The sequence below is a fragment of the Bradyrhizobium sp. PSBB068 genome, assembly GCA_016839165.1.
In the GTDB taxonomy this organism is placed as follows: Bacteria; Pseudomonadota; Alphaproteobacteria; order Rhizobiales; family Xanthobacteraceae; genus Bradyrhizobium.
This window is the reverse complement of sequence record CP069300.1, coordinates 6,716,603-6,742,302: the sequence shown is the minus strand read 5'-3', so window position 1 is coordinate 6,742,302 and position 25,700 is coordinate 6,716,603. Positions and strand designations below refer to the sequence as shown.

At 65.4% G+C, this 25,700-nt stretch carries 16 protein-coding genes; 4 read left to right on the top strand and 12 right to left on the bottom strand.

Annotated elements, in window-relative coordinates; genetic code table 11:
* Positions 1-67: 67 nt before the first annotated feature.
* From JQ507_31280 to JQ507_31270, 3 genes are all read right to left on the bottom strand, one after another.
* Positions 68-805: a DUF2270 domain-containing protein gene (locus JQ507_31280; protein QRI69301.1), complete on the bottom strand. Its 738-nt coding sequence runs from the start codon at positions 803-805 to the stop codon at positions 68-70.
* 84 nt (positions 806-889) lie between these two features.
* A complete protein-coding gene (locus JQ507_31275; protein ID QRI69300.1) occupies positions 890-2,440 on the bottom strand; it encodes an AMP-binding protein in 1,551 nt (516 codons plus the stop codon).
* Positions 2,441-2,479: 39 nt separating this feature from the next.
* Positions 2,480-3,634 carry an iron-containing alcohol dehydrogenase gene (locus tag JQ507_31270; GenBank protein QRI69299.1) on the bottom strand — a complete coding sequence of 385 codons (1,155 nt, stop codon included), beginning with the start codon at positions 3,632-3,634 and terminating at the stop codon, positions 2,480-2,482.
* 419 nt (positions 3,635-4,053) lie between these two features.
* Between JQ507_31270 and JQ507_31265 the strand changes: the two genes are divergently transcribed.
* Entirely contained in the window at positions 4,054-4,359 is a 306-nt protein-coding gene (locus JQ507_31265) for a hypothetical protein (GenBank protein ID QRI69298.1), read from the top strand.
* Here the strand turns inward: JQ507_31265 and JQ507_31260 are convergent.
* From JQ507_31260 to JQ507_31240, 5 genes are all read right to left on the bottom strand, one after another.
* Positions 4,341-4,901, bottom strand: a complete 561-nt coding sequence (locus JQ507_31260) for a GNAT family N-acetyltransferase (protein ID QRI69297.1) — start codon at positions 4,899-4,901, stop codon at positions 4,341-4,343. The genes JQ507_31265 and JQ507_31260 overlap by 19 nt on opposite strands.
* 7 nt (positions 4,902-4,908) lie before the next feature.
* Positions 4,909-5,436 (bottom strand): phage tail protein, encoded by a 528-nt coding sequence (locus JQ507_31255; GenBank protein ID QRI69296.1) that lies wholly within the window; start codon positions 5,434-5,436, stop codon positions 4,909-4,911.
* 9 nt (positions 5,437-5,445) lie between these two features.
* Complete coding sequence (locus JQ507_31250) at positions 5,446-5,949, bottom strand: phage tail protein (GenBank protein ID QRI69295.1); 504 nt, start codon at positions 5,947-5,949, stop codon at positions 5,446-5,448.
* Positions 5,950-5,961: 12 nt separating this feature from the next.
* A complete protein-coding gene (locus JQ507_31245; GenBank protein QRI69294.1) occupies positions 5,962-6,459 on the bottom strand; it encodes a phage tail protein in 498 nt (165 codons plus the stop codon).
* Positions 6,460-6,742: 283 nt separating this feature from the next.
* The gene (locus JQ507_31240; GenBank protein QRI69293.1) at positions 6,743-14,191 is read right to left on the bottom strand and encodes a hypothetical protein; all 7,449 of its coding nucleotides are present in this window, start codon (positions 14,189-14,191) and stop codon (positions 6,743-6,745) included.
* 799 nt (positions 14,192-14,990) lie between these two features.
* Between JQ507_31240 and JQ507_31235 the strand changes: the two genes are divergently transcribed.
* From JQ507_31235 to JQ507_31225, 3 genes are all read left to right on the top strand, one after another.
* Positions 14,991-16,226 carry an efflux RND transporter periplasmic adaptor subunit gene (locus tag JQ507_31235; protein QRI73593.1) on the top strand — a complete coding sequence of 412 codons (1,236 nt, stop codon included), beginning with the start codon at positions 14,991-14,993 and terminating at the stop codon, positions 16,224-16,226.
* Positions 16,223-19,393, top strand: a complete 3,171-nt coding sequence (locus JQ507_31230) for an efflux RND transporter permease subunit (GenBank protein QRI69292.1) — start codon at positions 16,223-16,225, stop codon at positions 19,391-19,393. Before JQ507_31235 ends, JQ507_31230 begins: the two co-directional genes overlap by 4 nt.
* Before the next feature lie 241 nt (positions 19,394-19,634).
* Positions 19,635-20,825 (top strand): ABC transporter substrate-binding protein, encoded by a 1,191-nt coding sequence (locus JQ507_31225; protein ID QRI69291.1) that lies wholly within the window; start codon positions 19,635-19,637, stop codon positions 20,823-20,825.
* Between the two features lie 174 nt (positions 20,826-20,999).
* Here JQ507_31225 and JQ507_31220 read toward each other — a convergent pair whose 3' ends face one another.
* The 4 genes from JQ507_31220 to JQ507_31205 all read right to left on the bottom strand — a co-directional run bounded on the left by JQ507_31220 (position 21,000) and on the right by JQ507_31205 (position 25,689).
* Positions 21,000-21,389 (bottom strand): MAPEG family protein, encoded by a 390-nt coding sequence (locus tag JQ507_31220; protein ID QRI69290.1) that lies wholly within the window; start codon positions 21,387-21,389, stop codon positions 21,000-21,002.
* Positions 21,390-21,492: 103 nt separating this feature from the next.
* Entirely contained in the window at positions 21,493-22,578 is a 1,086-nt protein-coding gene (locus tag JQ507_31215; protein ID QRI69289.1) for an iron ABC transporter permease, read from the bottom strand.
* Positions 22,568-25,039 (bottom strand): FtsX-like permease family protein, encoded by a 2,472-nt coding sequence (locus JQ507_31210; GenBank protein ID QRI69288.1) that lies wholly within the window; start codon positions 25,037-25,039, stop codon positions 22,568-22,570. The genes JQ507_31215 and JQ507_31210 overlap by 11 nt, the downstream gene beginning before the upstream one ends.
* Positions 25,036-25,689 carry an ABC transporter ATP-binding protein gene (locus JQ507_31205; GenBank protein QRI73592.1) on the bottom strand — a complete coding sequence of 218 codons (654 nt, stop codon included), beginning with the start codon at positions 25,687-25,689 and terminating at the stop codon, positions 25,036-25,038. The genes JQ507_31210 and JQ507_31205 overlap by 4 nt, the downstream gene beginning before the upstream one ends.
* Between the last annotated feature and the right edge of the window lie 11 nt (positions 25,690-25,700).

Below are 25,700 nucleotides of genomic sequence, written 5' to 3'. Positions count from 1 at the left end.
CCTGATTTTTCTTGTTGAAGCGAGGTTAGGGCAAAACCCCGCCACCGGCAACGCGGCCCGCTGCATCTCAACCCATTGCGATCAGATTGTGCCGTGTGCGTCGTTCGGCGACCTCAATGCGCTGCGTGACGAAGGCGAACAGCGCCCAGCTCGAATGAAAGGCGACGCCGGCAAGGACCACGATGGCTCCCGGAAGCGGCCCGATCGAGGCGCGGTCCCAGATGTCGGTCACCGCCACCAACGGCAGCGGATGGATCGCCAGCTTGCCGTAATAGGCGATGGCCTGGATCGCGAAAATCCAGCCGTAGGTACGGCGCAGCCGCCGGCCGACCGCGCGGGCAAAGCTGATGTGGTAGCTGGGGCGGCGATAGTCGTTGGCCAGCAGCTCGGTCCAGGCCGCATTCGGCGATGGGTCTTCGCCGCGGATCATCGGCGCGTAGAAATCGGTTTCGAGCAGCCGGGCACGGGCACGCCAGACATTGAAGTAGCGGTAGCGTCGCGCCTCGAACAGCAGGAAGACCGTCACCAGCAGGCCGACCAGCACCATCGGCAGAGGCGATGCCTCCGCATTGCTGTAGGTCGCGGACAGCGCGATCCCGGTGGTGACAACAGCCCAGTTGGTCGAGCTGTCGAGGCGGGTGCGCCAGACTGTGCTGCGGTAGACCTCGCCGCGATAGAGGTGGGCGAGCGCGCCAATCTCGGCGGCAGTGAATTCGAGCCTGCCGGCCTGCACCGGCTCCGGCTCGCGCGGCTGGGGCGACGGCATGGCGGCCTCCGGCGAAGCTGGCTTGCAATCCCGGAGCATAGCGCGAAATCAGCGCGAGGGGCGAGTCCGTCGCGCGGCGGCGCGTGCCCGATCGGATCAGCGTCGTCAGCCGCATCGCTCGGCTCACACGATCCGCGAGGTCTTGTTGCCCCAGTAGCGGTCGCGCAGCAGGCGCTTGTAGAGCTTTCCGGTCGGCAGCCGCGGCAGCTCGGCTTCGAAATCCACCGAGCGTGGCACCTTCTGGCGCGACAAGGACTGGCTGCAGAACGCGATCAGCTCCTCGGCGAGCTCCGGCCCCGGCGCGATGCCCTCGGCCGGTTGCACCACCGCCTTCACCTCCTCGCCGAGATCGACATTGGGCACGCCGAACACCGCGGCGTCGGCGACCTTGGGATGGGTGATCAGCAGGTTCTCGCATTCCTGCGGATAGATGTTCACGCCGCCGGAGATGATCATGAAGGTGGCGCGATCGGTGAGGTAGAGGAAGTTGTCGTCGTCGACATAGCCGACGTCGCCGACCGTGCTCATGCTGCCGTCGGCCGAGCGCGCCTCGCTGGTCTTGGCCGGATCGTTGAAATACTCGAACGGCGTCGCGGTCTTGAACCACACCGTGCCCGGCGTGCCCTTCGGACAGGGCTGCATGTTCTCGTCGAGGATATGCAGGTCGCCGAGCAGGACCCTGCCGACGGTGCCGCGATGTGCGAGCCATTCCTCGCTGTTGCAGGCGGTGAAGCCGAGGCCTTCGGTCGCGCCGTAATATTCGTGGATGATCGGCCCCCACCACTTGATCATGTCGTCCTTGACCAGCGCCGGGCAGGGCGCAGCGGCATGGATCGCGATCTCGAGCGTCGACAGGTCGTAGCGGGTGCGCACCTGCTCGGGCAGCTTCAGCAGGCGCGAGAACATGGTCGGCACCAGCTGGCTGTGGGTGATGCCCCACTTCTCGACCAGCGCGAGATAGCGTTCGGGATCGAAGCTCTCCATGATGACGACGGTGCCGCCCATCCGGATGGTCAGATTGACCGCGGCCTGCGGCGCCGAGTGATAGAGCGGCGCTGGTGACAGATAGACCATGCCCTCGCGGTAGTGCCAGAGCTTGGTCAGGAAATCGAACAGCGGCAGGTTTTGCGACGGCGGCTGCTCCGGCAGCGGCCGCACGATGCCCTTGGGCCGGCCGGTGGTGCCTGAGGAATAGAGCATCGCGGTGCCGGCATATTCGTCCGCGATCGGCGTTGCCGGCAGTCCTGCGGTGGCTTCTCGCAGTCCGACGATGCGATCGCTCTCGCTGTCGCCGTCGACCACGATGCAGAGCTCGACCTGCGGGCACTCCTTGAGTGCCTCGCGTGCGATGTCGAGCTTGAGCTTCGAGGTGATCAGGATTCGCGACTGGCTGTTGGTCAGGATGTAGGCGAGCTCGCCCGCGGTGAGGTAGGAATTGACGCAGGTGTAATAGAGGCCCGCGCGCTCGCCGGCGCCGCAGGCCTCGAGGTAGCGGTTGTTGTTTTCCATGAAGATCGAATAATGGTCGAGCCGCTTCATGCCGCGGTTGCGGAACAGATGGGCGAGGCGGTTGTTGCGCGCCTCCAACTCGCGATAGGTGACGATCTCGCCGGTCCCGGCCATGATGAAGGCGGGTTGCAGCGGACGCAGGTAAGCATGCTTGCCGGTATACATTGAGCTTTATTTCCCCCTCACTCGCAACTTGATCATGCCCTAGGCAGCCATCAGCAAAATCTCGCGAACCTGCGATGGACCGTCGATCTTGCGCGGGTTGCGTGGCACCCAGGGCGTGCGCATCGCACCCGCCGCGATGCGGTCGAAATGTTCAGGGCCGACACGGACCTCGGCCAGGCTGCGCGGCATGCCGAGATCGCGGATGAAGTGGTCGAGCACGTCGCCTGCGTCCTCGCCCGGACGCCCCATCGCGGCGGCGACCAGCGCCTGCCGGCCGGCATTGTCGCGCTTGTTCCAGCGCATCACCGCCGGCAGCATCACGCAGGAGGTGTAGCCATGCGGCACGTCGAACTCGGCGCCGAGCACATAGCCGATGCCATGGCTCGCGCCCATCGGAACGCCGGAGGCGAGCGGGCCGGTCGAGAGCCAGGTGCCGATCTGGCAATCCATCCGCGCCGAGATGTCCTTCGGGTTGGCCTTCACCCGCGGCAGGCCGGCCGCCAGCATCTCAAGTCCCTTCAGCGCCTGCGCATCGCCGTAAGGATGCGCCTCGCGCGAGCAGATGCCCTCGACGCAATGGTCGACCGCGCGGATGCCGGTCGACAGAAACAGCCAGTCCGGCGTGTGCACCGACAGGTCCGGATCGAGGATCGTGGCGCGCGGCATCACCAGCGGATGGCGCAGCATCTCCTTCTGCCGCTTGACCTCGTTGGTGACGCCCGCGATCGACGAGAACTCGCCGCCGGCGATCGTGGTCGGCACGCTGATCTGGCGCACGGCCGGCGAATTCATCTCGGGCGAGACGCCACCACGGGTGCGAATCGCATCGATGCCGTCGGATGTGGTGACATTGTTGGCGAGGCAGAGCTGCACCGCCTTGGCGCCATCGGTGATCGAGCCGCCGCCGATGGTGACGATCAGATCGGCCTGCGCATCGCGCGCCTGTTCCGTCGCCGTGATGACCGCGGCGCGCGGCGTATGCGCCGGCATCTTGTCGAAGGTCCCGACGCAGCGGGACCCGAGCGCCGCGCGGACTTTCTCGATCTCGTCGGTGTCGCGGTTCAGCGTGCCCGACACCATCAGGAACGCGCGCTGCGCGCCCAGCCGGTCCAGTTGCTCGACGACGGCCTCACGGGCGGGCCGCCCGAACACGACCTCGTCCATGGCGCCGAATACGACACGGCCTCGATGCACGCGCCTCTCCCTCAAAATGGTCCGCCTTGCCGGCGGTCGTTTGGGTGGAGGTTAGCGGAGGAAATCGGGGTCGTCATCAGGGACCTCGGTGGCACGGTCGGAGGCTCCGCATCCACCGCCGTCGTCCTGGCGAAAGCCAGGACCCATAGCCACCGCATTCGGTGATGAACGGGATTGTGGCTCCAGCGTCGCGCAAGGGCCGCCCCTCTATCCTCCCGTCATTCCGGGGCTCGCGAAGCGAGGGCCCGGAATCCATCGGGCCGCATCACTTTTGGTGAAATGGATTCCGGGTGCGACGCGCTTTGCGTCGCCCCGGAATGACGAGGGAGAGAGCAACTCCGGAATGACCGCGAGAGAGCACGGCAGAAGCCTTGACGGTATCGTCGCGACGTGTGTTACACGTCGACAGCAACAAGGACGTGCGCATGACCACCGTCGATCTCGCGAAATTGCATATTGATGACTTCACGCCGTACCAGGATGCCGGGTTCGAGTTGCGGGCGGCGGATCGCGTGGTGGTGCTGAAGCTCGCCAAGGTCGAGCCCGCGGGCAACAGCGGCCGGCCGGGCGGCGCGTTCTCGCTGCTGTTCGCGGGGCCGAAGGGGGCCTGGCTGCCGCAGGCGATCTATCCGGTGCGGCATCCGGCGCTCGGCGTGATCGACATCTTCCTGGTGCCGATTGGCCCGCTCGAAGACGGCAACGGCTATCAGGCGGTCTTCACCTGACCGCCGGGAGCTTCCGGTGCGCGCCAGCGCATCAGGTCGTAGACGCCCTTGTCTTCCTCGGTCACGAAGCCGAGCCGGCGATAGAGTCGCATCGCGGGATTGTACTTCTCGACATGGATCGACATCGCCTTGCCGGCCGCGGCGGCCTCGTCGAGCAGGTCGCGCATCAGCGCGCCGCCGAGGCCGGATCCGCGATATTCCGGCAGCAAGGCGATATCGATGACGCAATGCTCGCTCGGCCAGCGGTCGAGATAGAGACGGCCGACATCCTCGCCGCCGCGCATCGTCACCAGCCAGTCGGCGGTCGGATAATGCTGCTGGTAATGCGCGTGCTGCGCCTGGAATTGCATGGCGAGGAAGGCGGCCTTCTGCTCCGCGCTCCACGGGGTGACCGCCAGTTCCTCGGTGCGGGTCGAGGCGTAGAGCCGCGCGAGGAACGGCAGGTCGGCTTCGGTGATATGACGGAAGGTCAAGCCGGCATCCGCCGCGCGTGTCCACCCGAACGCCGCGGAAACCCTATCTGTGCTCAAGCCATCCGCCATGTCCAGCTCAGCTGCGCGGCGGGAAAATGCCCTGCAACGCGATGCAGAAGTTCAAGGTGAGATAGGGCATCAAATTGTTGTGGGGCATGCTGCCGCCGTTCGGAAGTATCGAGCTGGCCGGCGCGAACTGCGCAATGTTGCTCAGCGTTGCCGTGTAGGCTTGGCCCGGGTTCGCGCGCGCCAGCGATCGCGCCGGGCTGGGCGTGGCGAGATCCGACGGATTGATATTGCCTTGAATCGGATGGTTGTGCTGAGGCATTTCGCTTTGCAGCAATGTCACGGAGGGGGTGCCGCCGTTCTCGCCCAGGATGTAGGAGGAGCCGGTGATGCTCTGCCCCTGCTGCATCGGCGAATTGCCCTGCATGTTGGGCAGCGCGAAGTTGCTCCTGCCGTCGCCGCCGTAAGTGGTGCCGAGCAAGGAGAACAGCGCGGTGTTCTGCGAGATCGGCATCAGCTGGCCGTTGCAGAAGGCCCATCCCTTGGGCGCAAAATTGAACGGGAATATGCGGATCTCGGCCAAGAATGGATCAGACATGGTCCCGTCCTAGGTTTGGCTCGGATAAACGCCGAACAGTGAAATAATGAAGTTGATGCAAAGGTAGGGCTGCATGTTGTTATGCGGCTGGTTGCCGCCGACGAACGTGCACGCCTGGTTCGCCATCGCAGAGGCGGCCGGGGCCTCGCGATAGATCTGGGTCGCGCCCACACTGCCCACGACATTGCCGGTCACCGTGTTGCCGGTCGCATTGTTCAGCGATGCGGCCATCGGGTGGTTGTGGACGGGCAGTTGCTGGGTGATCAGCGTCACCTGTTCGACGCCCCCGGTCTGCCCCATGACGAAGCCAGCGCCCTGGTGCATCGGAAGGCGGCCCTGCAGGTTCGGCAGCGCGAATGTCGACTGGCCGTCTCCGCCATAGGTGGTCCCGATCAAATTGTACAAGGTGTCGTACTGATCGATCGGCACGACCTGTCCCTGGCAAAGCATCCAACCGGCCGGCGCGAAATTGCCGCCGAACATCCGAATTTCGCCGACGTAGGGCTGGCTCATGATGGGCGTCCTTCAGGTCTGGGAGGGAAAGATGCCCTGCAATGCGATGCAGAAGCTGAGCGTGAGGTAGGGCTGCATGTTCTCGTGAGGTTGCGAGCCACCGGCATTGCCGACGGTGCTCCCGACCAGCGTCGTCAGATTGCTGGGCGTGGTGTAGAGATTGGCCGACTGCGCCATCAGATTGTTGGTGAGCACCGCATTGTCGGCGGGGTTGGTCGTGCCCTGGAAGATGTGGGGGTGCTGCGGCATCTCGGAGGTCGTCAGCGTGTGCGTCGTCTCGCCGCCGGTCTGGCCCAGCGTGAAGCCGGAGCCCATATGGATCGGCACCTTGCCTTGCAGATTGGGCAGCCCGAAGGTGGTCTGGCCATTGCCGCCATAGGTCGTGCCGAGCAGCGAGAACAAGGCCTGGTTCTGGTTGATTGGCATCAGCTGACCGTTGCAGAACGCCCAGCCTTTCGGCGGGAAGCTGAACGACATCATCTTGATTTCCGAGAGAAACGGCTGGGACATCGATCCTCCGTCAGACGATCTGTCTCGTCAGTGATGCAATGAATAAAATGCAAGGCAAATGCGGTCGTGCGACAGCGAAATGCACGATAGCGTGTTTTGCGCCAAGTGCAACCTCAACGATCATATGAGTTCTGTGATTTTTTGTTTAGATGCGTGACACATGGATGTCGTCGCGATGACGTGGAGCTTTCGCAACCCGCATCGATGCGTATGCGATCCGATCAAGATCGAAACGCCTGCCGGATGGTCCGGCAGGCATTGTTCGAGTCGCCGCGGCGTTCGATCAAACCACCAGATCGTGATGGGTCTGGAGGTGATCGGTCGGCGTTCCGCCCATGGCGGCGAACGTCGCCTCGTGGCCGACCCACCAAGGGGGCGCGGCATTGGAAAGCCCGCTGAACAGATCGGACAAGGTCTGTGTGTTCGCGATCGGGTCCACATGGTTTGTGGTGGTCTGCGACGACGTCTTGGTCAATGACGAGAAGTCGAAGCTATCCCCATTGCTCACGTTGACCGTCGTCGTCTGCTGACCCGAGGTCGTCGTGTCTTGTGCCGGCATGGCCTTCTGCAACGCCAGGTTGGATTGAGCGACATCCGTAGCCGTGGGCAGTCGGCGCTCGCCGTCGGAGAGGCCGATATACATCAGGCTGCTGGCATCGGACGGCGAGATGGAATCGGGCAGGCCGAGCACGTGACCGAGCTCGTGCACCACGGTGGTCAGCAGATCGAGATGACCGGCCGCGGCGCTCGACGGATCGGTCAGGAGATCGGTGCCGGCAGCGTTGACGGCGTGGGTGAACTCGAAATTGTCAGCAGGCGTCGGGTCGATGAACCAGCCGCGGCCGGCGGCATCGGTATCGATCGTGATATGCCCGGCGCCTTCCTGTCCGACGATCTGGCCGGAGAGGTCGGCGATGCTGAAGGTCGCGGCATGCAGCAGGGCGAGCTGCGTCGCGTTGGCGCCTGCGCTCGCCCATTGCGCGATCGCCGCCGACACCACCGAGGTGAGCTCATCCTGCGTCAGGTGCATCTCGCCCGTGGTGGGATTGGATGCCTCGACGCCACCCGCCTCGGCAAGCAGCGGTGCGACCACCGCGGGAAGCGCCGGCAGCGTCGAGACCAGCGTCGTCAAGCCGTTGCCGCCCGTGGTGTCGACGGTGATGCCGCCCGTGGTGCTGCTGTTGTCGGCGGTGATCACGCCAGCAGGATTGTTCGCCGTCGAACCGTTCGTCGAAAGGTTCAGATGGGTGCTGCTGCCGAAGTTGCTCAGCTCGACGTCGGTGGCGTAGAGCGAGCTGTGGTTCAGCGTGTTCTTGCTGCCGGTGCCGCCGGGGCCCATGCCGATGACGATATTCGTCGTGCTGGTGTCGGCGGGCGGGCCCGCGGTGGCGCCATTGTCGACGAGCATGGCCGCAAACGGATTGGTCGAGGTCGGGGACGACACCGAGTTGCCGTAGACCGTGGCGTTCAGGGTCGAACTGCCGTCGTTGTTCTGTAGATGGATGCCATTGTCGCCGACGCCGGTGATGGTGTTGTTTTGGATCAGCGTGGTCAGGCTGCCATTGCCGGCGGTGCGGACGAAGATGCCGTCGGAATTCGAGTTCACCTGAGCGGGGCCGATCTGATTGCTGGCGATCGTGCCGGACATGGTGCCGTTGTCCTGGCCCTTGGAAACGAAGATGCCCGCGGTGTCGAAGGCGTTGGCGCCGCCGTCGGTCAGGATGTTGTGCGAGATGTCGAACGTGGTGGTCGCGGCGGAGACGTTGCCGCCGGATCCGCTGGCAATATGGACCGCCGTTCCGCCGCCCGGAACGATGGTTTCGCCGTTGTGGAACGTGTTGCTCCGGACCACGGCGTCCATCGACGAATTGTTGTTGGCAACCATCGCGATGAAGTCGGCTCGCGTGCCGGCAAATGTGCTGTTGGTCAGCGTATAGTTGGCCGTCGCGGAGTTGAAGACCTGCGCGCGGACGTTGTCGTTGCCGGCGGAGCCGACCAAGCCGAACGTGTCGCTATCCATCGTCAGGCGGTTCAGCGTGCCGCTGGTGTTGTAGAGGTCGACATTCTCGTCGAAGCCGCCGGAAATGCTCGACCCAGTGATCGACGAGGTACCGAGCAGATTGTCGAACCGGATGCTGCTCTCTTCCTGGTTCCCCGCATTATTGGTGCCGTTGACGCCGCTGATGCTGCCGCTGGCGAAGGTGAATCCGGTGACGTTGTTGCCGTAGATCGCGAAGTTGCTGAAATCGTGCAGCGACATGTCGGTGAACGACACGTTGGCGGTGTTGTGCAGGAAAATACCCGTTCCGCCGGTGCCCGACGTGGTTTGCCCGCCGGCATCGGTGCCGGTGAGAATATCCGCGCCGGTCTTGTTGTTGATGGTGCCGCCGGAACCCGCGCTCCCGGTGCCGGTGATATGCAGCCCGCCGGCCGTTCCTGTCGTGTCGAGGATAATGCCGGCACTGCCCGACGAGCCTGTCGCGGAAATGCTCTTGAAGGTGAGATTGCCGGCGCCGATGTTGGTGTGCTCGACATCGAGCGCGGTGCCGGTCGTGGACGCGATGGTGTTGTTGCTGCCGGTGACGGTGATCGTGCCGCCATGGGTGAAGCTCAAGCCGGCGCCGCTGGATGTCTTGACCGTGATGTCGGACATCGTGACGGTGCCGACATTGTTGCCGTCGTCGCTGATGCCGATACCGGTCGAGGCCGAGGTATCGATGTTGACGCCGGTGATGGTGTGGCCCGTGGTGCCGAGCAGGTCGATGCCGTTGTGAGCGCCGGTGACCTGGATGACCGGATCGGTGCCGGAACCGACATTGGCGGTGACCGTTGCGCCGGTCACCGGATTGGTGAACTGCAGCGGATGGCTGCCGCCGATCAAATTGACGCCGTTGGCGAGACTGATGCCGTTGGCTTCGCTGTAGGTGCCGGTGCCGTGTTCGAGCACGACGTAGTCGCCTGCGCCTGCCGGATTCGCCGCGTTGAAGGCCGCGATCGAGGTGTACGGGTCGGCCTGGGTGCCGAGGTTGTGGCTCGTGGTGGCCGAGTTGTCGATGTAGAACACATGCGGGACGACGCCGACGTGGAAACTCTGCGGTCCCGACGTGAGCGGGCCGCCGGTGCCGGTGTGGTCGTTGTCGTTGATATTCAGCGTAACGGTGTCCGAGCCGGTGAAACCGCTGTCGCTGTTGTAGTTCAGCGTTGCCAGCGCGGTGTTGAGCTGCGCGATCGTGCCGGTGAGCGTAACGCTGTGGCTGCCGTTGTTGGTGGAACTGGCAAGGCCGGTGGTGTCGAAGATCAACGCGCCGTGGTTGGACGTGATCGTTGCGGTTTCATTGCGGCCTGCGGAATCGATGTCGCCGACCGAGAGCCCCGATATCGCGAGGTTGGTGTGCGAGAACGCGGTGCCGACCGACGAATCCGACGGCACGGTCGCGGTTGGCGGATCGTCGATCGCGGTGACGGTCTGGGTTGCGTTCGCCGAACCGGTATCGTGACCGCCATTGGCGGTGCCGCCATCGTCTTGTGCGGTCACGGTATACGAGCGCACCGTGGTATCGGGGGGCTCGCCGGTGTTGTTGAACTGCACGGCATCGAGCACGGCATTGTAGTGCGCGATCGTGTCGGTGCCGGTCAGCGTGACGGTTTCGGTGGTGGCCGTGCTGGTGATGGCGAAGTGGATGTTGCCGATGTCGCCGCTCGAGCCGGCGTGGCCCGCGATCGAGAGCGCGTCAGAAGGCTTGAGGTCGTTCAGCACGAAGGTCGCGCTGATCAAATTGGTGCTGTCGACGTCTGTAACCGTGAGGTTGGGAGCGATCGTGACCGGGATGGAACTCGTGGTCGGCGTGCCGACCGGCGGCTCGCTGAAGTTGGTGATCGCGCCGATCGTCACCACCGGCGGGTTGTTGACCGGCGTGACATTGATGGTGTCGGTCACTGGCGTGCTGTCGACGATGCCGTCGCTGGCGATGACGGTGACCGTGCGGGCCAGGGCCGACGGGTTGTTGCTGGTGTTGAAATAGGTCACCGCATCCAGCGCCGCCTGATAGTGCGCGACCGTGTCGTTGCCGGTCAGCGTCAGCGTGCCGTGCACGGCATCGAACGCCCCGGTGATGGCACCAATGGGGCTGAAGGCGAGCACGTCCTGGCCGGCGAAATAGTTGCCGGTGATCTGGACGGTCGCAAACGTCAGATTGGCCGAGTCGGAATCGGTGACGGTCAATGCCGGGTCGATTGCCGTCGCGGGCTGGGCCTCGAGGTAGTTCAGGGTGTGGCCCGCGGTGACGACCGGCGGGGCGTCCGGAGGCGCCACCGTTTCCGAATTCGAAGTGCCGGTGATGGCGGCACTCACCGTGTCGGTCGCCGTGATGGTCTGGCTGCCGGCGGTTCCGAAGGTCTCGCTGAAGGTGCCGGTGCCGTTGGTCAGCGTCATGTTGGACGGCAGCACGGCGTGGCCATCGGTCGAGGTGAAGTGCACCGTGCCGGAATAGCCGGTGGCGATGTTGTTGTGGGCGTCGAGTGCGGTGACTGTGACGGTGCCTGGAACGTCCGCCCTGCCGTTGGCCGGGATGGTCACCACGAAATGCGTGGCGGCGCCCGGCGCGACGGTTTCGGTATTCGAGGTGCCGGTGATCGCGCCGTGCGCCGTGTCGGTCGCGGTGATGGCCTGGCTGCCTGCGGTATCGAAGGTCTCGCTGAAGGTGGCGATGCCGTTGGTCAACGTCATGTCGGCCGGCAGCACGGCGGCGGCATCGGTCGACGTGAAGTGGACGGTGCCCGAATAACCCGTGACGACATTGTTGAAGGCATCGAGTGCGGTCACCGTGCCCGAACCGGCCGAACCGGCCGTTCCGTTGGCCGGGATGGCCACCGCAAAATGGGTGACGGCGCCGGCCGTGATCGTCTCGGCGTTCGACGTGCCGGTGATCGTGCTGTGGACCGTGTCGGTCGCGGTGATGGTCTGGCTGCCGGCGGTATCGAGGGTTTCGCTGAAGGTGCCGACCCCGTTGGTCAGCGTCACGTCGGCCGGCAGCACCGCCTGACCGTCGGTCGAGGTGAAGTGCACGGTGCCCGAATAGCCGGTGACGATGTTGTTGCCGGCATCGAGCGCCGTGACGGTGACCGAACCCGCCGTGCCCGCGGTTCCGTTGGCCGGGATGCTCACCGTGAAATGGGTCGCAGGCCCCGGCGCCACTGTTTCCGGGTTCGAGGTGCCGGTAATGCCTGCGCTGACCGTGTCGGTCGCGGTGATGGTCTGGTTGCCGACGGTCTCGAAGGTCTCGCTGAAGCTGCCGACGCCATTGGTCAGCGTCATGTTGGCCGGCAGCACGGCGTGGCCATCGGTCGAGGTGAAGTGCACCGTGCCGGAATAGCCGCTAGCGATGTTGCCGAAGGCGTCGAGCGCGGTGACGGTGACCGTGCCGGGCGTCCCCGCCGCACCGTTGGCGGCAATGCTCACGACAAGGTGCGTGGCGGCGCCCCCCTTCACGGTCTCGGTATTCGAGGTGCCGGTGATCGCACCGTGCGCCGTGTCGGTCGCGGTGATGGTCTGGCTGCCTGCGCTATCGAAGGTCTCGCTGAAGGTGGCGATGCCGTTGGTCAACGTCATGTCGGCCGGCAGCACGGCGGCGGCATCGGTCGACGTGAAGTGGACGGTGCCCGAATAACCCGTGACGACATTGTTGAAGGCATCGAGTGCGGTCACCGTGCCCGAACCGGCCGAACCGGCCGTTCCGTTGGCCGGGATGGCCACCGCAAAATGGGTGACGGCGCCGGCCGTGATCGTCTCGGCGTTCGACGTGCCGGTGATCGTGCTGTGGACCGTGTCGGTCGCGGTGATGGTCTGGCTGCCGGCGGTATCGAGGGTTTCGCTGAAGGTGCCGACCCCGTTGGTCAGCGTCACGTCGGCCGGCAGCACCGCCTGACCGTCGGTCGAGGTGAAGTGCACGGTGCCCGAATAGCCGGTGACGATGTTGTTGCCGGCATCGAGCGCCGTGACGGTGACCGAACCCGCCGTGCCCGCGGTTCCGTTGGCCGGGATGCTCACCGTGAAATGGGTCGCAGGCCCCGGCGCCACTGTTTCCGGGTTCGAGGTGCCGGTAATGCCCGCGCTGACCGTGTCGGTCGCGGTGATGGTCTGGTTGCCGACGGTCTCGAAGGTCTCGCTGAAGCTGCCGACGCCATTGGTCAGCGTCATGTTGGCCGGCAGCACGGCGTGGCCGTCGGTCGAGGTGAAGTGCACCGTGCCGGAATAGCCGGTAGCGATGTTGCCGAAGGCGTCGAGCGCGGTGACGGTGACCGTGCCGGGCGTCCCCGCCGCACCGTTGGCGGCAATGCTCACGACAAGGTGCGTGGCGGCGCCCCCCTTCACGGTCTCGGTATTCGAGGTGCCGGTGATCGCACCGTGCGCCGTGTCGGTCGCGGTGATGGTCTGGCTGCCGGCGGTATCGAGCGTCTCGCTGAAGGTGCCGACCCCGTTGGTCAGCGTCGTGTCAGCCGGCAACACGGCAATGCCGTCGGTCGAGGTGAAGTGGACGGTTCCTGTATAACCGGTGGCGACATTACCGAAGGCATCAAGCGCCGTGACGATGATCGAGCCCGGCGTCCCTGCTGTGCCATTGGCGGGGAGACTGACAGAAAAATGCGTGGCGACGCCCGGCGTCACGATTTCGGCATTCGACGTCCCGGTGACGGTGTGATCGACCGTGTCGGTCGCCGTGATCGTTTGGCTGCCGGCGGTATCCAGCGTCTCGCTGAAGCTGCCGACCCCGTTGGTCAAGGTGACGTCGGCCGGCAGCACGGCGTGGCCGTCGCTTGACGTGAAATGAACCGTGCCGGTGTAGTTGGTGACGACGTGGTTCAGGGAATCGAGCGCGGTAACGGTGACCGAGCCCGGCGTCCCCGCTGTGCCGTTGGCCGGGATGCTCACGACAAAGTGCGTGGCGGCGCCCAGCGTCACCGCGATCGTGAAGGTCTGTGAGCTGGACAGGGTGCCGTCGCTTGCCGTCGCCGTGACGGTGTAGGCGTGACCGGGAGCGGTCGTGTAGTCGATCTTGCTGGGATCGGCGACGGTGATCACGCCGGTGTTGGGGTCGATCTTGAAGCCGCCGCCCGAACTATCGCCGGTCAGGCTGTAGGTCACCGCATTCATGTCGGCCGCGACTACCGTGATGCCGACCGGTGTGCCGGCGGCGGCTCCTTCCGCGATCTTGTTGGGGACTGCGTTGCTGTCGACCGGCGTCGACGGCGCGACGTCAGTGACCGCGATGACGAAGCTCTGCGAGCTCGTCGCTATGCCGTCGTTCGCCTGAACCGTGATGGTGTAGGCGTGACCCGGGCTGGTCACGTAGTTGACTTTGGTGGGGTCGGCGACCGATACCACGCCGGTGTTCGGATCAATCTTGAAGCCGCCATTGGAGCTATCGCCGGTCAACGTATAGGTGACGGGATTGCCACTGCTGCTGACGGCTTGCGCGGTAATGTTGACCAGGGTGTTGGCTGCGGCACCTTCGCTGACCGTGCCGCTTCCTGGATTGGCGTCAACCGGCGTCGCCAGCGATTCGGTGACCGGCGGCCACGGCGTGCCGGGAGGACAGCCGAGGTAGAGATATTGCAGACCATACGTGTCAGCGAACGACAACGCGGCCGAATCGAGGACGATATGGCCGGTCGAATCGAGCTGAAGTTCGGGGCGAGTTAAACCACCGATTGTATAAGCAGGTATGGTCGTCATGAGCACTCCTGCGATCGGCGTGCAAGCCGATCAAGAATTACATTTGTTGGGAACGATGACGTGTGAAGCCGTTCACACGCTGAAGTTGACCGCTTGCGACGGGGGTCGGCACCAAGCCGCCTGCAATACGGGAAAGCCGCGATGTCCGCGGAGCCGTGACATCAGCAAGATCAAATGCGCTTGCCATAACGTAGTCGCCTTCACACACTCGCGCCGCGACAAAATACGATGAATGTTCGAGAAATAGGCGGCGGCCAAAAAAATTCATGCTTTGGCAACCATGACCGTATTGGCGATACAACCGAGTGTCAATGTGCGCACGGATGACAACCGCGCCATTAACGACGATTCCTGTCCTACAGCGGGAGGTAGAGTGGGGGAATCCGGCCGGACGTGCCGGCTGCGGGGCGGAGGTTTCCGTGCCAAAAGTCGAGTTCGACGTGGTGTGACGAATCTGTGATACGAATTCGCGTTGTGATTGATTAAGGACCATTCGTCTGTGATCTCGCGCGTCCGATAGGCCAGCCAATCTGCCCCTTTTCGTCGTCACGGTTTCGCGAGCGCGTCGTAAGGCTTTCAGACTACGCAACTATTTTCTTGATCCGGCGGCCATCTTGAACACACTGAGGGGCGGCTACATCTGTGACGTCCGCCGCCGCGGCATCGCGGTGGTCCATCCGCGTTGAAACACCGCAAATTCAGTTGCGACTTTCGTAGCCCTGCATTGGTCGGCGTGCTTCGTGGTCTTTTGGGGGAGAGGGAATTGAGGTCGATTGACAGAACGGACCGTCTGGCTCCGGTGAGCGGCGTCGGGCGCCATTCGCTTCGACGCCAAGCATCGCCCGGCCTTTGGCGCGGCCTGGCGCCGCTCGGGCTGCTGGCCGCGCTGGCGCTCGGCGGCTGCGAAGAGAAGGCCGCGCAGTCGCAGACCGCGCCCCCGGCGCCGCCCGTGACCGTCGCGCAGCCGGTCAAGCGCACCGTCACCGACTGGGACGAATTCACCGGCCGCTTCGAGGCGATCGAGGAGGTGCAGGTCCGCGCTCGCGTCGGCGGCTTCGTCAACAGCGTCGAGTTCAAGGACGGTGCGATCGTCCACGCCGGCGATCTGCTCTACATCATCGATCCGCGGCCGTTCGAGGCCGTGGTGCTGCAGGCCGAAGGCCAGCTCGCCGACGCGCGGGCCAAGGGTGAGCTTGCCAAGCGCGATCTCGAGCGCGGGCTCAACCTGGTGCAGACCAGCGCGGTCTCGGAGCAGGTCGTCGACCAGCGCCGTCAGGCATTGCAGGCGGCGCGCGCCGCCGAGACGCAGGCCGAGGGCTCGCTGAAGGCCGCGCAGCTCAACGTCGAGTTCTCCCACGTGCTGGCGCCGATCACCGGCCGCGTCAGCCGGCATCTGGTGACCCCCGGCAACCTCGTGCAGGGCAGCGAGGGCGGCGCGACGCTGCTGACCTCGATCGTGTCGCTTGATCCGATCTACATCTATTTCGACGTCGACGAGGCGACCTATCAGCGCAACAGCAAGCTGTGGTTCGAAGGCCGGCGCCCGAGCTCGCGCGATACGGCGAACCCGGTGCAGGTGACGCTGACCGGCGAGACCAAGCCCTCGCATGAGGGCAAGATGGACTTCATCGACAACCGTCTCGACGTCTCCACTGCAACGCTGCGCAGCCGCGCGGTGATTCCGAACAAGGACCTGTCGATCCTGCCCGGCCAGTTCGGCCGCGTCCGCCTGATCGGCTCCTCGCCCTATGAGGCGCTGCTGATCCCGGATACCGCCATTGCCACCGACCAGTCGCGCAAGATCGTGTTCGTGGTCAAGGACGACAACACGGTGGAGGCACGCGCGGTCACGCTCGGGCCGCTGGATGACGGCCTGCGCGTGATTCGCGAGGGCCTCAAGCCGGAAGATCACGTGATCGTCGACGGACTGCAACGCGCCCGCGTCGGCGCCAAGGTGACGCCGAAAATGGCCCAGGCCCCGACGGGTGACAAAGCTCCCGCAGATGCCAAGCCGGCGGCAGGTGCGAAGCCATGAATCTCGGAAGGCTTTCCATCAACCAGCCCATCCTCGCGATGGTGCTGTCGATCGTGCTGCTGATCGTCGGCGCGATCGCCTATCCGACGCTGCCGATCTCGGAATATCCGCAGGTGGTGCCGCCGACCGTCGTCGTCACCACGCAGTATCCGGGCGCCTCGGCGCAGACCGTGTCCGACACCGTCGCCGCCCCGATCGAGCAGGAGATCAACGGCGTCGAGGACATGCTGTACCTCTACAGCCAGGCGACCTCGAACGGCCAGCTGACCATCACCGCGACCTTCAAGCTCGGCACCGACCTCGACAAGGCCCAGGTGCTGGTGCAAAACCGCGTCGCGATTGCGCAGCCGCGGCTGCCTGAAGAGGTGCAGCGCAACGGCGTCACCACGCGCAAGAACTCGCCCGACATCCTGATGGTCGTGTTCATGCTGTCGCCCGACGACACGTTCGACCAGCTCTACATCTCCAACTACGCGCTGCTGCAGGTGCGCGACCAGCTGCTGCGGCTCGACGGCGTCGGCGACATCCAGATGTTCGGCGCGCGCGACTATTCGATGCGGCTGTGGCTCGATCCCGACCGGATCGCCAATCTCGGTCTGACCTCGGCCGAGGTGCTGGCGGCGATCCGGGCGCAGAATTTGCAGATCGCGGGCGGCCAGATCGCCGAGCCGCCGATCGCCGATCGCGCGTTCCAGCCCAACCTCGTCTTCACCGGCCGCCTCAAGGACATCAGGCAGTTCGAGGACATCGTGGTCAAGGCCGGCTCCGACGGCCGCACCGTGCGGCTGCGTGACGTCGCCCGCGTCGAGCTCGGTGCACTGTCCTACGCGACCAACAGCTTCCTGCTGCGCAAGTCCGCGGTCGCTCTGCTGGTGACGCAGCGGCCGGGATCGAATGCGCTCGCGACCGCCAAGGGCATCACCGACACGATGGAGCGGATGAAGGCGGGCTTCCCGAAGGGGCTCGACTACAATATCGGCTACAACCCGACCGAATTCATCGCCCAATCGGTGCATGAGCTGATCAAGACCATCTACGAGGCGATGGCGCTTGTCGTCATCGTGGTGCTGGTGTTCCTGCAGGGCTGGCGGCCTGCCATCATCCCGATCATCGCGATCCCGGTGTCGCTGGTCGGCACCTTCGCGGTGATGGCCGCGCTCGGCTTCTCGATCAACAATCTGACGCTGTTCGGCCTGGTGCTTGCAGTCGGTATCGTGGTCGACGACGCCATCGTGGTGGTCGAGAACGTCGAGCGGCATCTCGAGCACGGCATGTCGAGGCGCGACGCCGCGCTGAAGACCATGGAGGAGGTCGGCGGCGCGCTGGTCTCGATCGCGCTGGTGCTGTGCGCGGTGTTCGTGCCGACTGCGTTCCTCGGTGGCATCTCCGGGCAATTCTTCCAGCAATTCGCCGTGACCATCGCGGTCGCGACCGCGATCTCCTGCTTCTGCTCGCTGACGCTGTCACCGGCGCTGGCCTCGCAGATCCTGGTGCCGCACGAGGAGAAGCGACCGCCGGCACGCTGGAACATCATCGCGCGCGGCTGGGACAGCTTTACTGCGCTGTTCAACCGGGTGTTCGACCGGCTGGCCCATGGCTATGCTGGTGTCGCCGACTTCGTGATCCGGCACACCGTGGTGATGGTCGTGATCTATCTCGCACTGATCGGCAGTGCCGGCTGGCTGCTGGCGACCACGTCGCAGGGCTTCATCCCGGCGCAGGATCGCGGCTACGTCATCATCTCGGCGCAGCTGCCGGGCGCGGCGTCGCTGGCGCGGACCACGGCCGTGGTGCGTGAGATCGAGCGGATCGCGCTGGATACGCCGGGTATCGTTCGCGTCGCGGCGTTCGCCGGCTTCTCCGGCGCGACGCGCACCCAGGCGGGCAACGCCGCGGCGCTGTTCCCGGTGTTCGACGAGCCCGAGGCGCGCCTGAAGAAGGGGCTGACGGCGAACGCGATCACCGCCGAGCTGCGCAAGCGGCTGGCGGTGATCCAGGGCGCCTTCATCATCGTGATTCCGCCGCCGGCCGTGCCCGGCATCGGCACCGGCGGTGGCTTCACGATCCGTGTCCAGGACCGGCAGGGGCGTGGCCCCGAACTGCTGGCGTCCGCGACCGACGAGCTGGTGCAGGCCGCGCGCAAGTCGCCGAGCCTCACATCGGTGTTCTCGCCGTATTCTGCGAACACCCCGCAGCTGTTCGTCGATATCGACCGGGTCAAGGCGCAGAAGCTCGGCGTGCCGATCGCCAACATCACCGACACGATCGAGACCTATTTCGGCTCGACCTATGTCAACGACTTCAACCTGTTCGGGCGCACCTACCACGTCACCGCACAGGCTGACCTGCCGTTCCGCAAGGAGGCCACCGACCTGTCGCGGCTGCGGACCCGCAACGCCAATGGCGACATGGTGATGCTCGGCAGCGTGGTCGACTTCAAGGACATTTCGGGCCCCGACCGTGTCGCGCGCTACAATCTCTACTCGGCGTCCGAACTACAGGGTGAGCCGGCGCCGGGCGTCAGCTCAACGACGGCGCTCAACACCATCAAGAAGATCGCCGACGAGACCTTGCCAAGCGGCTTCTCGTTCGAATGGACCGACCTGTCCTATCAGCAAGTCAACGGCGCCAATGCCGGCCTCTACGTGTTCCCGATCTGCGTGTTGTTCGTCTATCTCGTGCTCGCCGCGCAATATGGCAGCTGGACCCTGCCGTTCGCGGTGATCCTGATCGTGCCGATGTGCCTGTTCGCGGCCACGATCGGCGTGCGCATCATGGGCCAGGACGTCAACATCCTGACCCAGATCGGCTTCGTGGTGCTGGTGGGGCTCGCCGCCAAGAACGCGATCCTGATCGTCGAGTTCGCGCGCGACATCGAGCTCGAGGGTAGGCCGCGGCTGGAGGCAGTGATCGAAGCCTGCCGGCTCCGCCTGCGGCCGATCCTGATGACGTCGTTCGCCTTCATCCTCGGCGTGCTGCCGCTGGTGCTGTCGACCGGCTCGGGCTCGGAGATGCGGCAGGCGGTCGGCGTCGCCGTGTTCTTCGGCATGCTCGGCGTCACCCTGTTCGGCCTCGTCTTCACCCCGATCTTCTACATGGTGGTGCGCAACCTCGCGGAAGGGAAGAACGAGGGCAAGCCGAAGGAAACGGCTGCTGCGGCGGGGTGAGCCATGATCTCTCTTCCGTCATTCCGGGGCGCCGCGTAGCGGCGAGCCCGGAATCCATTCATCCACCTGGACTGCGGCCCGATGGATTCCGGGCTCGCGCTGCGCGCGCCCCGGAATGACAGGGGTAAGGCACCGCAAGCCCATACTTTTGGCTGAACTGAAATCGATGGGCAGGCGCCGGGTTATAAAATAATGTCGCGTCGATTTTTCCTGATCAAAAAACTGCTGGGAGAGCATAACAATGAAGTCGGGATTTTTGGCCGCGGTAGCGGCGTGCAGCCTGATGCTGGCGGCGCCGGCGATGGCCCAGGGTGTCAAGATCGGCATCCTGAACGACCAGTCGGGCGTCTACGCGGATTACGGCGGAAAATACTCGGTCGAAGCCGCCAGGATGGCGATCGAGGATTTCGGCGGCGAGGTGCTCGGCCAGAAGATCGAGATGATCACCGCCGATCACCAGAACAAGCCCGATCTCGCGACCTCGATCGCGCGGCGCTGGTATGACGCCGATGGCGTCGACATGATCACCGAGCTGACAACCTCGTCGGTGGCGCTCGCGGTCCAGGAGCTCTCGAAGGAAAAGAAGAAGGTCGACATCGTGGTCGGCGCAGCGACCTCGGCGATCACGGGCGCGGCCTGCACGCCCTACGGCTTCCACTGGGCGTTCGACACCCATGCGCTCGCGGTCGGTACCGGCGGCGCGCTGGTGAAGGCCGGCGGCGACAGCTGGTTCTTCCTCACCGCCGACTATGCGTTCGGCTACGCGCTGGAAAAGGACACCAGCGAGATCGTCACCGCTGCCGGCGGCAAGGTGCTGGGCTCGGTGCGCGTGCCGCTGAACTCGTCGGACTTCTCCTCCTTCCTGCTGCAGGCACAGAGCTCGAAGGCGAAGGTGATCGGCCTCGCCAATGCCGGCCAGGACACCACCAACTCGATCAAGCAGGCCGCCGAGTTCGGCATCGTCAGGGGCGGCCAGAAGCTCGCCGGCCTCCTGATGACGCTCGCCGAGGTGAACGGTCTCGGGCTCGAGGCCGCGCAGGGCCTGGTGCTGACCGAGGGGTTCTACTGGGATCATGACGACAAGAGCCGCGCCTTCTCCGAGCGCTTCTTCAAGCGCACCGGACGGATGCCGAGCATGATCCACGCCGGCACCTATTCGGCGACGCTGAGCTATCTGAAGGCGGTGAAGGCCGCCGGCACCAAGGACTCGGATGCGGTCGCCAAGAAGCTGAAGGAGCTGCCGGTCGACGACGCCTTTGCCCAGGGCAAGGTGCAGGAGAACGGCCGCATGGTCCACGACCTGTATCTGTTCGAGGTCAAGAAGCCGTCGGAATCGAAGAAGCCGTGGGACTATTACAAGCAGCTCGCCGTGGTGCCCGGCGACCAGGCTTTCCCGAAGGCCAAGGACTCGGGTTGCCCGCTGACGAAGTGATGCGTCGCTGGGGCAACAAGTATCGGTGTCGTCCCGGCGAAAGCCGGGACCCATAACCACCGATGTTAGCTACCCTGCTGCGCTGTGGCCCCAGCCTTCGCAAAACTGGTTGCTGTGGTTATGGGTCCTGGCTTTCGCCAGGACGACAGCGGTGGTTGTGGCGCGATCGCGCCTTCAATGCGCCAGACGCCACGCCGCGCCGCCGATCGCGCCGACCCACAACACGATGGAGGCGACCGCCTGGATGGCGAAGCCGGGGCTGCGTTTCGCCACCGCCTCGCGATAGCCGATGAAGCAGACGATGCGGCCGATCACCCAGATCGCGCCGATCGCGGCCGCGGCAGCGTCGCCGACATAGATCGCGAACAGCCACAGCGACGGCAGGAAGATCGGCATCCATTCCAGCGTGTTCATCTGGATGCGGAAGATGCGCTCGAAATCCGGATTGCCAGAAATCGCCGGCAGCTTGACGCCGTAGGCGGCACGGGCGCGCGAAACCTGTGTCGAGGTGAAGAAGTAGAACGCAACGGCAAGGCAGGTGACGATGGCCGTGTAATGGTACATGGCAGGCGTATCCTCTTCTGTTGGCTCCGATGTCATGACGCGGCGGCGCCGCGCAGTGTGACAAGCAGGGCTTCTTTTGCGGCGCCGATCTTCCGTCGACGTCCTAATATCCCGTCATCTCAAGATAGCCGATTCCGGCATAGCTGCCTGAAAAGCGGATCGGGCCTTCCCAATAGGGGAAGCTGGTGCCCATCCAGCTCCGGGGATTGAGCGGCGTGGTCTCGATGGCGAGGCCGCGCGCCGGCAGAGCGACGCGCCATGATGTCGGCAGCTTGCGGCCGGCGATCTCGGTGGTCGCGATTGGGGTGAGGCTATTGCCGGCGGCTGCGATCTCGGTCGAGCGGCCGTCCGGCGTGATCCAGTTGCCGAACAGGTTCTCGCGGCCGTCCTGCTGGCGCAGCCGGTACAGCATCAGCTTCTCGTCGCCGGGCAGATGCAGTGAGAACCAGTCCCAGCCGGTCTGGTCGGCCGCCAATGGCTGGCTGCTCCATTCGCGATCCATCCACGCCGTGCCGGTTACGTCGACCGGTTTGTCGTCGATCACGATGCGGCCGGACGCCGTGTAGAACGGCTGGCTGTAGTAGTATGAGGCCTGCCCGCGATCCGATTTGCGGCTGTAGCCGTGGTCGCCTTGTAAAACCAGCGCACGGTCGGCGTCGAGCCGGAGCGTGGTCGAGAAGTCGGCGGCGGAGGCCTTGAGCTCGAGCGGCGCGACCCGCTGCGCGTCGAATCCATCGAGCCCGCGCATCTCCCAGGCATCGATCCAGGCGTGGAAAGGCACGGCCGCGACACCGGCCTGCTCGACACCGCCGCGCGCAAACGTCTCGCTGAAGCGATGCGTGGTGGCGCTGGTCACGGCGGCATGCCCCATCCAGAGTTGCTGGTTGGCCCAGCCCTCGTTGGGGCCGCCCGGCTTCATCGCCTGGCGGAACAGCGTCCACTGCGCGCCATAGGCCGCGCCGCTGGCGTCGGAAAGATTCGCCGTGACGTACCACCACTCGATCCGGAACTCGGGATGTGGGCCGTGATCGACAGGGAAAGCGAACGGCTTGCCCGGCGTGACGGCGGAAAAACCTTCGGCATTCTCGCCGAGCCCGGCAAAGCCCTGCGCAAAGCCCTTGCCGCCGAGTGCCAGCGCCAGCGCGCCGCCGGCAAACGCGCGCCGCGTGATCGTGCCGCTAGCGCTCATTGACGAAAGTCCGGATCAGGGTGGCCGGCTGCATGCGGGCCAGTCTGGCGACCGGCAGCGCGGCGGCACAGAGCGCTGCGGCCATCGCCACCGCGAGCAGCTCGATCAGTTGCAGCGGGAAGACGTGGAACGGCAGCCGCCAGCCAAATGCCTTGACGTTGACGATCGCAAGCAGGCACCAGGCGACCAAAAGGCCGAGCGGCAGCGCGAACAGCGCGGTGATCAGCGCGACCGCCATGGTCTTCAGCAGTTCGAGCGCCGCAAGTCGCCGCCGCGTCAGGCCGATCGCCCATAGCGGCGCCAGCTGCGGCAGCCGCGAATTGGCCAGCGTGAGCAGGCTGGTCAAGAGCGCGATGCCAGCGACACCGAGCGTGAAGGCGTTGAGCGCCGCGGTCACCGAGAAGGTGCGATTGAAGATCCGCTTGGATTCCCGCTTCATCGTCGCCTGGTCGGCGACGCTGCGGTCATCGAGACCGAACTTCTCCTGCATCGCCGTGATCAGCGGCGCGATGCGATCCGGCGCGACGCGGAGGCCGAGCCGGGTCTGCGGCGTCTGCGGGAATCGGCGCGTCAGCGCAGCGAAGTTGACCGCGATCTGACCCTTCGGATTACCGTAATCGGCGTAGATGCCGACGATCTCGAGCGACCAGTTACCGCCGGGCGTGGGCACCTCGATGTGGTCGCCGAGGCCGAGATTCATCCGTCGTGCCAGCTGCTCGCTGACGAGACAGGCGTCGCCCGGGCGCAGCCTGATCCAGGCATTCGCCGTGCTCTCCAGCAACGGCCAGTTGTCGCGATAGGTGCTGTGATCGGGCAGGCCGAGCACCTCGATCGGCGAGCCGCCAAATTGCGTGTCGGCGCGGCCGCCGGGCAGGATCGCCTCGACCTCCGGCTGGTCGTGCAGCCAGGCCTTGATCTCCTTGGCCTGCGCATCGCTGGCGGCACTGACATAGACGTCCGCGGCGAGGCGGCCGTCGAGCCAGACCAGGAAGGTGCGGCTGAAGCTGTCCACCATGGTGCCGACACCGACATTGACCGCGAGCGCGAGCAGCAGCGCCATCAGCGCCAGTGACAGTCCCGAAAGCTGCTGTCGGCTGTCGGCCCAGAACCAGATGCCGACCGGCGCCCGCGCGCTGCGCTGGCCGATCGCGAGCGCGATCTGCAGCACCATCGGCAGGATCAATGCGGCGCCCAGCATCAGCGCGGCGAGCACGGCAAAGCCCGCGATCAGGGAATCGCCGAACCGGATGAGGGCGGCAGCGACAGCAAACACCGCGAGCGCTGCTGTGCTCTGGAACATGAGCCAGCGCCGTTGCGCCTGCTGCCAGGCCTGCGGCTGCGCGGTTGCCAGCACCGGCATCCGGATCGCCTTGATCAGACTCGCGGCCGCGGCGGCCAGCGCGCCCAGGATGCTGATGGCAACGCCGGCGAGCCACCAGACCGGCTTGAGCGAAAGCTGTCCCGGAATCTGCGCGCCGTAGAGCCCGCGCAGTGACGCCGCGACGTCCGGCAGCAACGCTGCCGCGATGAAATATCCGCAGACGAGTCCGATCAGGCCCGCGACCAGGGCCAGCGACACCAGCTCGATCACCAGCACACTGTTGAGCATCCGTGCCGAGACGCCGCAGGCGCGCAACGTGCGCAGCATCGGCAGCCGTTGCTCGAAGGCGAGCCCGATCGCGGAGTTGACGATGAACAGGCCGACGAAGAATGACAGCAAGCCGAACGCGGTGAGGTTGAGATGGAAACTGTCGGTCAGCCGTTCGAGGTCGCTCTCGGCGCTCGGCTCGATCAAACGAAGCTTGTCGCCCGCCACGCTTTCGAGCGTGGCGTGCGGTGCCTCGGATTTGCCTTTGGACCTTCCGACCAGCAGGCGCGATACCTGGCCGGGTAGCTTCAAGATATCCTGCGCGATGCCGATATCGACCACCAGCGCGCCGGGTGCGAGCTCGGCCTGCACGCGCAGCGGCGGCAGAGTCATGCCACTGGCGCGCGGCCGCTCGCCTTCCTTGAGGCCGAGATCGCGCAGTGTCTCCGGCGCCACCAGCATTTCGCCGGGTGGCGTGACGAAGGCTTGCAGGCTGCCGCGCCCCACCGCCGGCGCGGTGCCGACCTCGGAGGGCAGCGTCACCGGCTCGACCCCGAGCAGGCGGAAGCTGCGGCCGTCGATCTGGATCCGGCCCTCCAGCATCGGCGATACCGGCCAGCCGGCGCGGCGCAGATCGACGAACAGTCGTTGCGGGAAGGTTGCGCTGTCGCGGCTCACCAGCATCGCGGTGCGCGAGCCGCCGAAGGTCGCAGCCGCGCGGTCATAGGCGATGCGCGCCTGCTGGTTCAGCGCCTGCACGCCGCTCCACAGCGCAGTCGCCGAGATCAGCCCGATCAAGAGCGTCGCAAGCTGCATCGGATGCCGTCGCCAGTGGCTGAGCAGCACGGCGAGGATCCAGAGCGGGCGCCTCACGCAATAACTCCAGCATGCAGGGTGACCTGGCGGTCGAGCGTCGCGGCGAGCCGCGCGCTGTGGGTGACCATCAGGAAGCCGCAGCCGGTGCGAGCAACGAGATCACGCGCCAGATGCAGCACCTCGTCGGCGGTGTCCTCGTCGAGATTGCCGGTCGGCTCATCCGCGAGCAGCAACAGCGGCTTCGGCGCCAGCGCGCGGCCGATCGCGACGCGCTGCTGCTGGCCGCCGGACAATTGCTCGGGATAGCGTTTCAATAGCTCTTTCAGCCCCAGGCGCTCGACCAGCTCGTCATGCCAGGCCGCATCGTGGCGGCCGGCGATGCGCGACTGGAACACGAGATTGTCCGCGACCGTCAGGCTTGGGATCAGGTTGAACTGCTGGAACACGAGGCCGAGCCGGTCGCGCCGCAATTCGGCGCGTCCGGCATCATTGAGGCCGGAGACGATGATCTCGGCGAGCGTGATCTCGCCGCCGTCGGCGGCGTCTAACCCCGCGATCAGATGCAGTAGCGTGCTCTTGCCGCTGCCGGACTCGCCGGTCAGCGCGACGCTCTCGCCGGTCGCCACATTGAGGTCGACGCCGCGCAGCACCGCGACGTCTTCGCCGGCGGAGCGGTAACTCTTGGTCAGGCCGGTGACGCGAAGCAGCGCGGCGGTCT

Excerpts from the sequence above, each read along its gene's own strand:
- JQ507_31215 (QRI69289.1), bottom strand. The coding sequence starts at position 22,578 with ATGAGCGCTAGCGGCACGATCACGCGGCGCGCGTTTGCCGGCGGCGCG.
- JQ507_31240 (QRI69293.1), bottom strand. The coding sequence starts at position 14,191 with ATGACGACCATACCTGCTTATACAATCGGTGGTTTAACTCGCCCCGAA.
- JQ507_31280 (QRI69301.1), bottom strand. The coding sequence starts at position 805 with ATGCTCCGGGATTGCAAGCCAGCTTCGCCGGAGGCCGCCATGCCGTCG.
- JQ507_31230 (QRI69292.1), top strand. The coding sequence starts at position 16,223 with ATGAATCTCGGAAGGCTTTCCATCAACCAGCCCATCCTCGCGATGGTG.
- JQ507_31260 (QRI69297.1), bottom strand. The coding sequence starts at position 4,901 with ATGGCGGATGGCTTGAGCACAGATAGGGTTTCCGCGGCGTTCGGGTGG.
- JQ507_31225 (QRI69291.1), top strand. The coding sequence starts at position 19,635 with ATGAAGTCGGGATTTTTGGCCGCGGTAGCGGCGTGCAGCCTGATGCTG.
- JQ507_31275 (QRI69300.1), bottom strand. The coding sequence starts at position 2,440 with ATGTATACCGGCAAGCATGCTTACCTGCGTCCGCTGCAACCCGCCTTC.
- JQ507_31245 (QRI69294.1), bottom strand. The coding sequence starts at position 6,459 with ATGTCCCAGCCGTTTCTCTCGGAAATCAAGATGATGTCGTTCAGCTTC.
- JQ507_31220 (QRI69290.1), bottom strand. The coding sequence starts at position 21,389 with ATGTACCATTACACGGCCATCGTCACCTGCCTTGCCGTTGCGTTCTAC.
- JQ507_31250 (QRI69295.1), bottom strand. The coding sequence starts at position 5,949 with ATGAGCCAGCCCTACGTCGGCGAAATTCGGATGTTCGGCGGCAATTTC.
- JQ507_31255 (QRI69296.1), bottom strand. The coding sequence starts at position 5,436 with ATGTCTGATCCATTCTTGGCCGAGATCCGCATATTCCCGTTCAATTTT.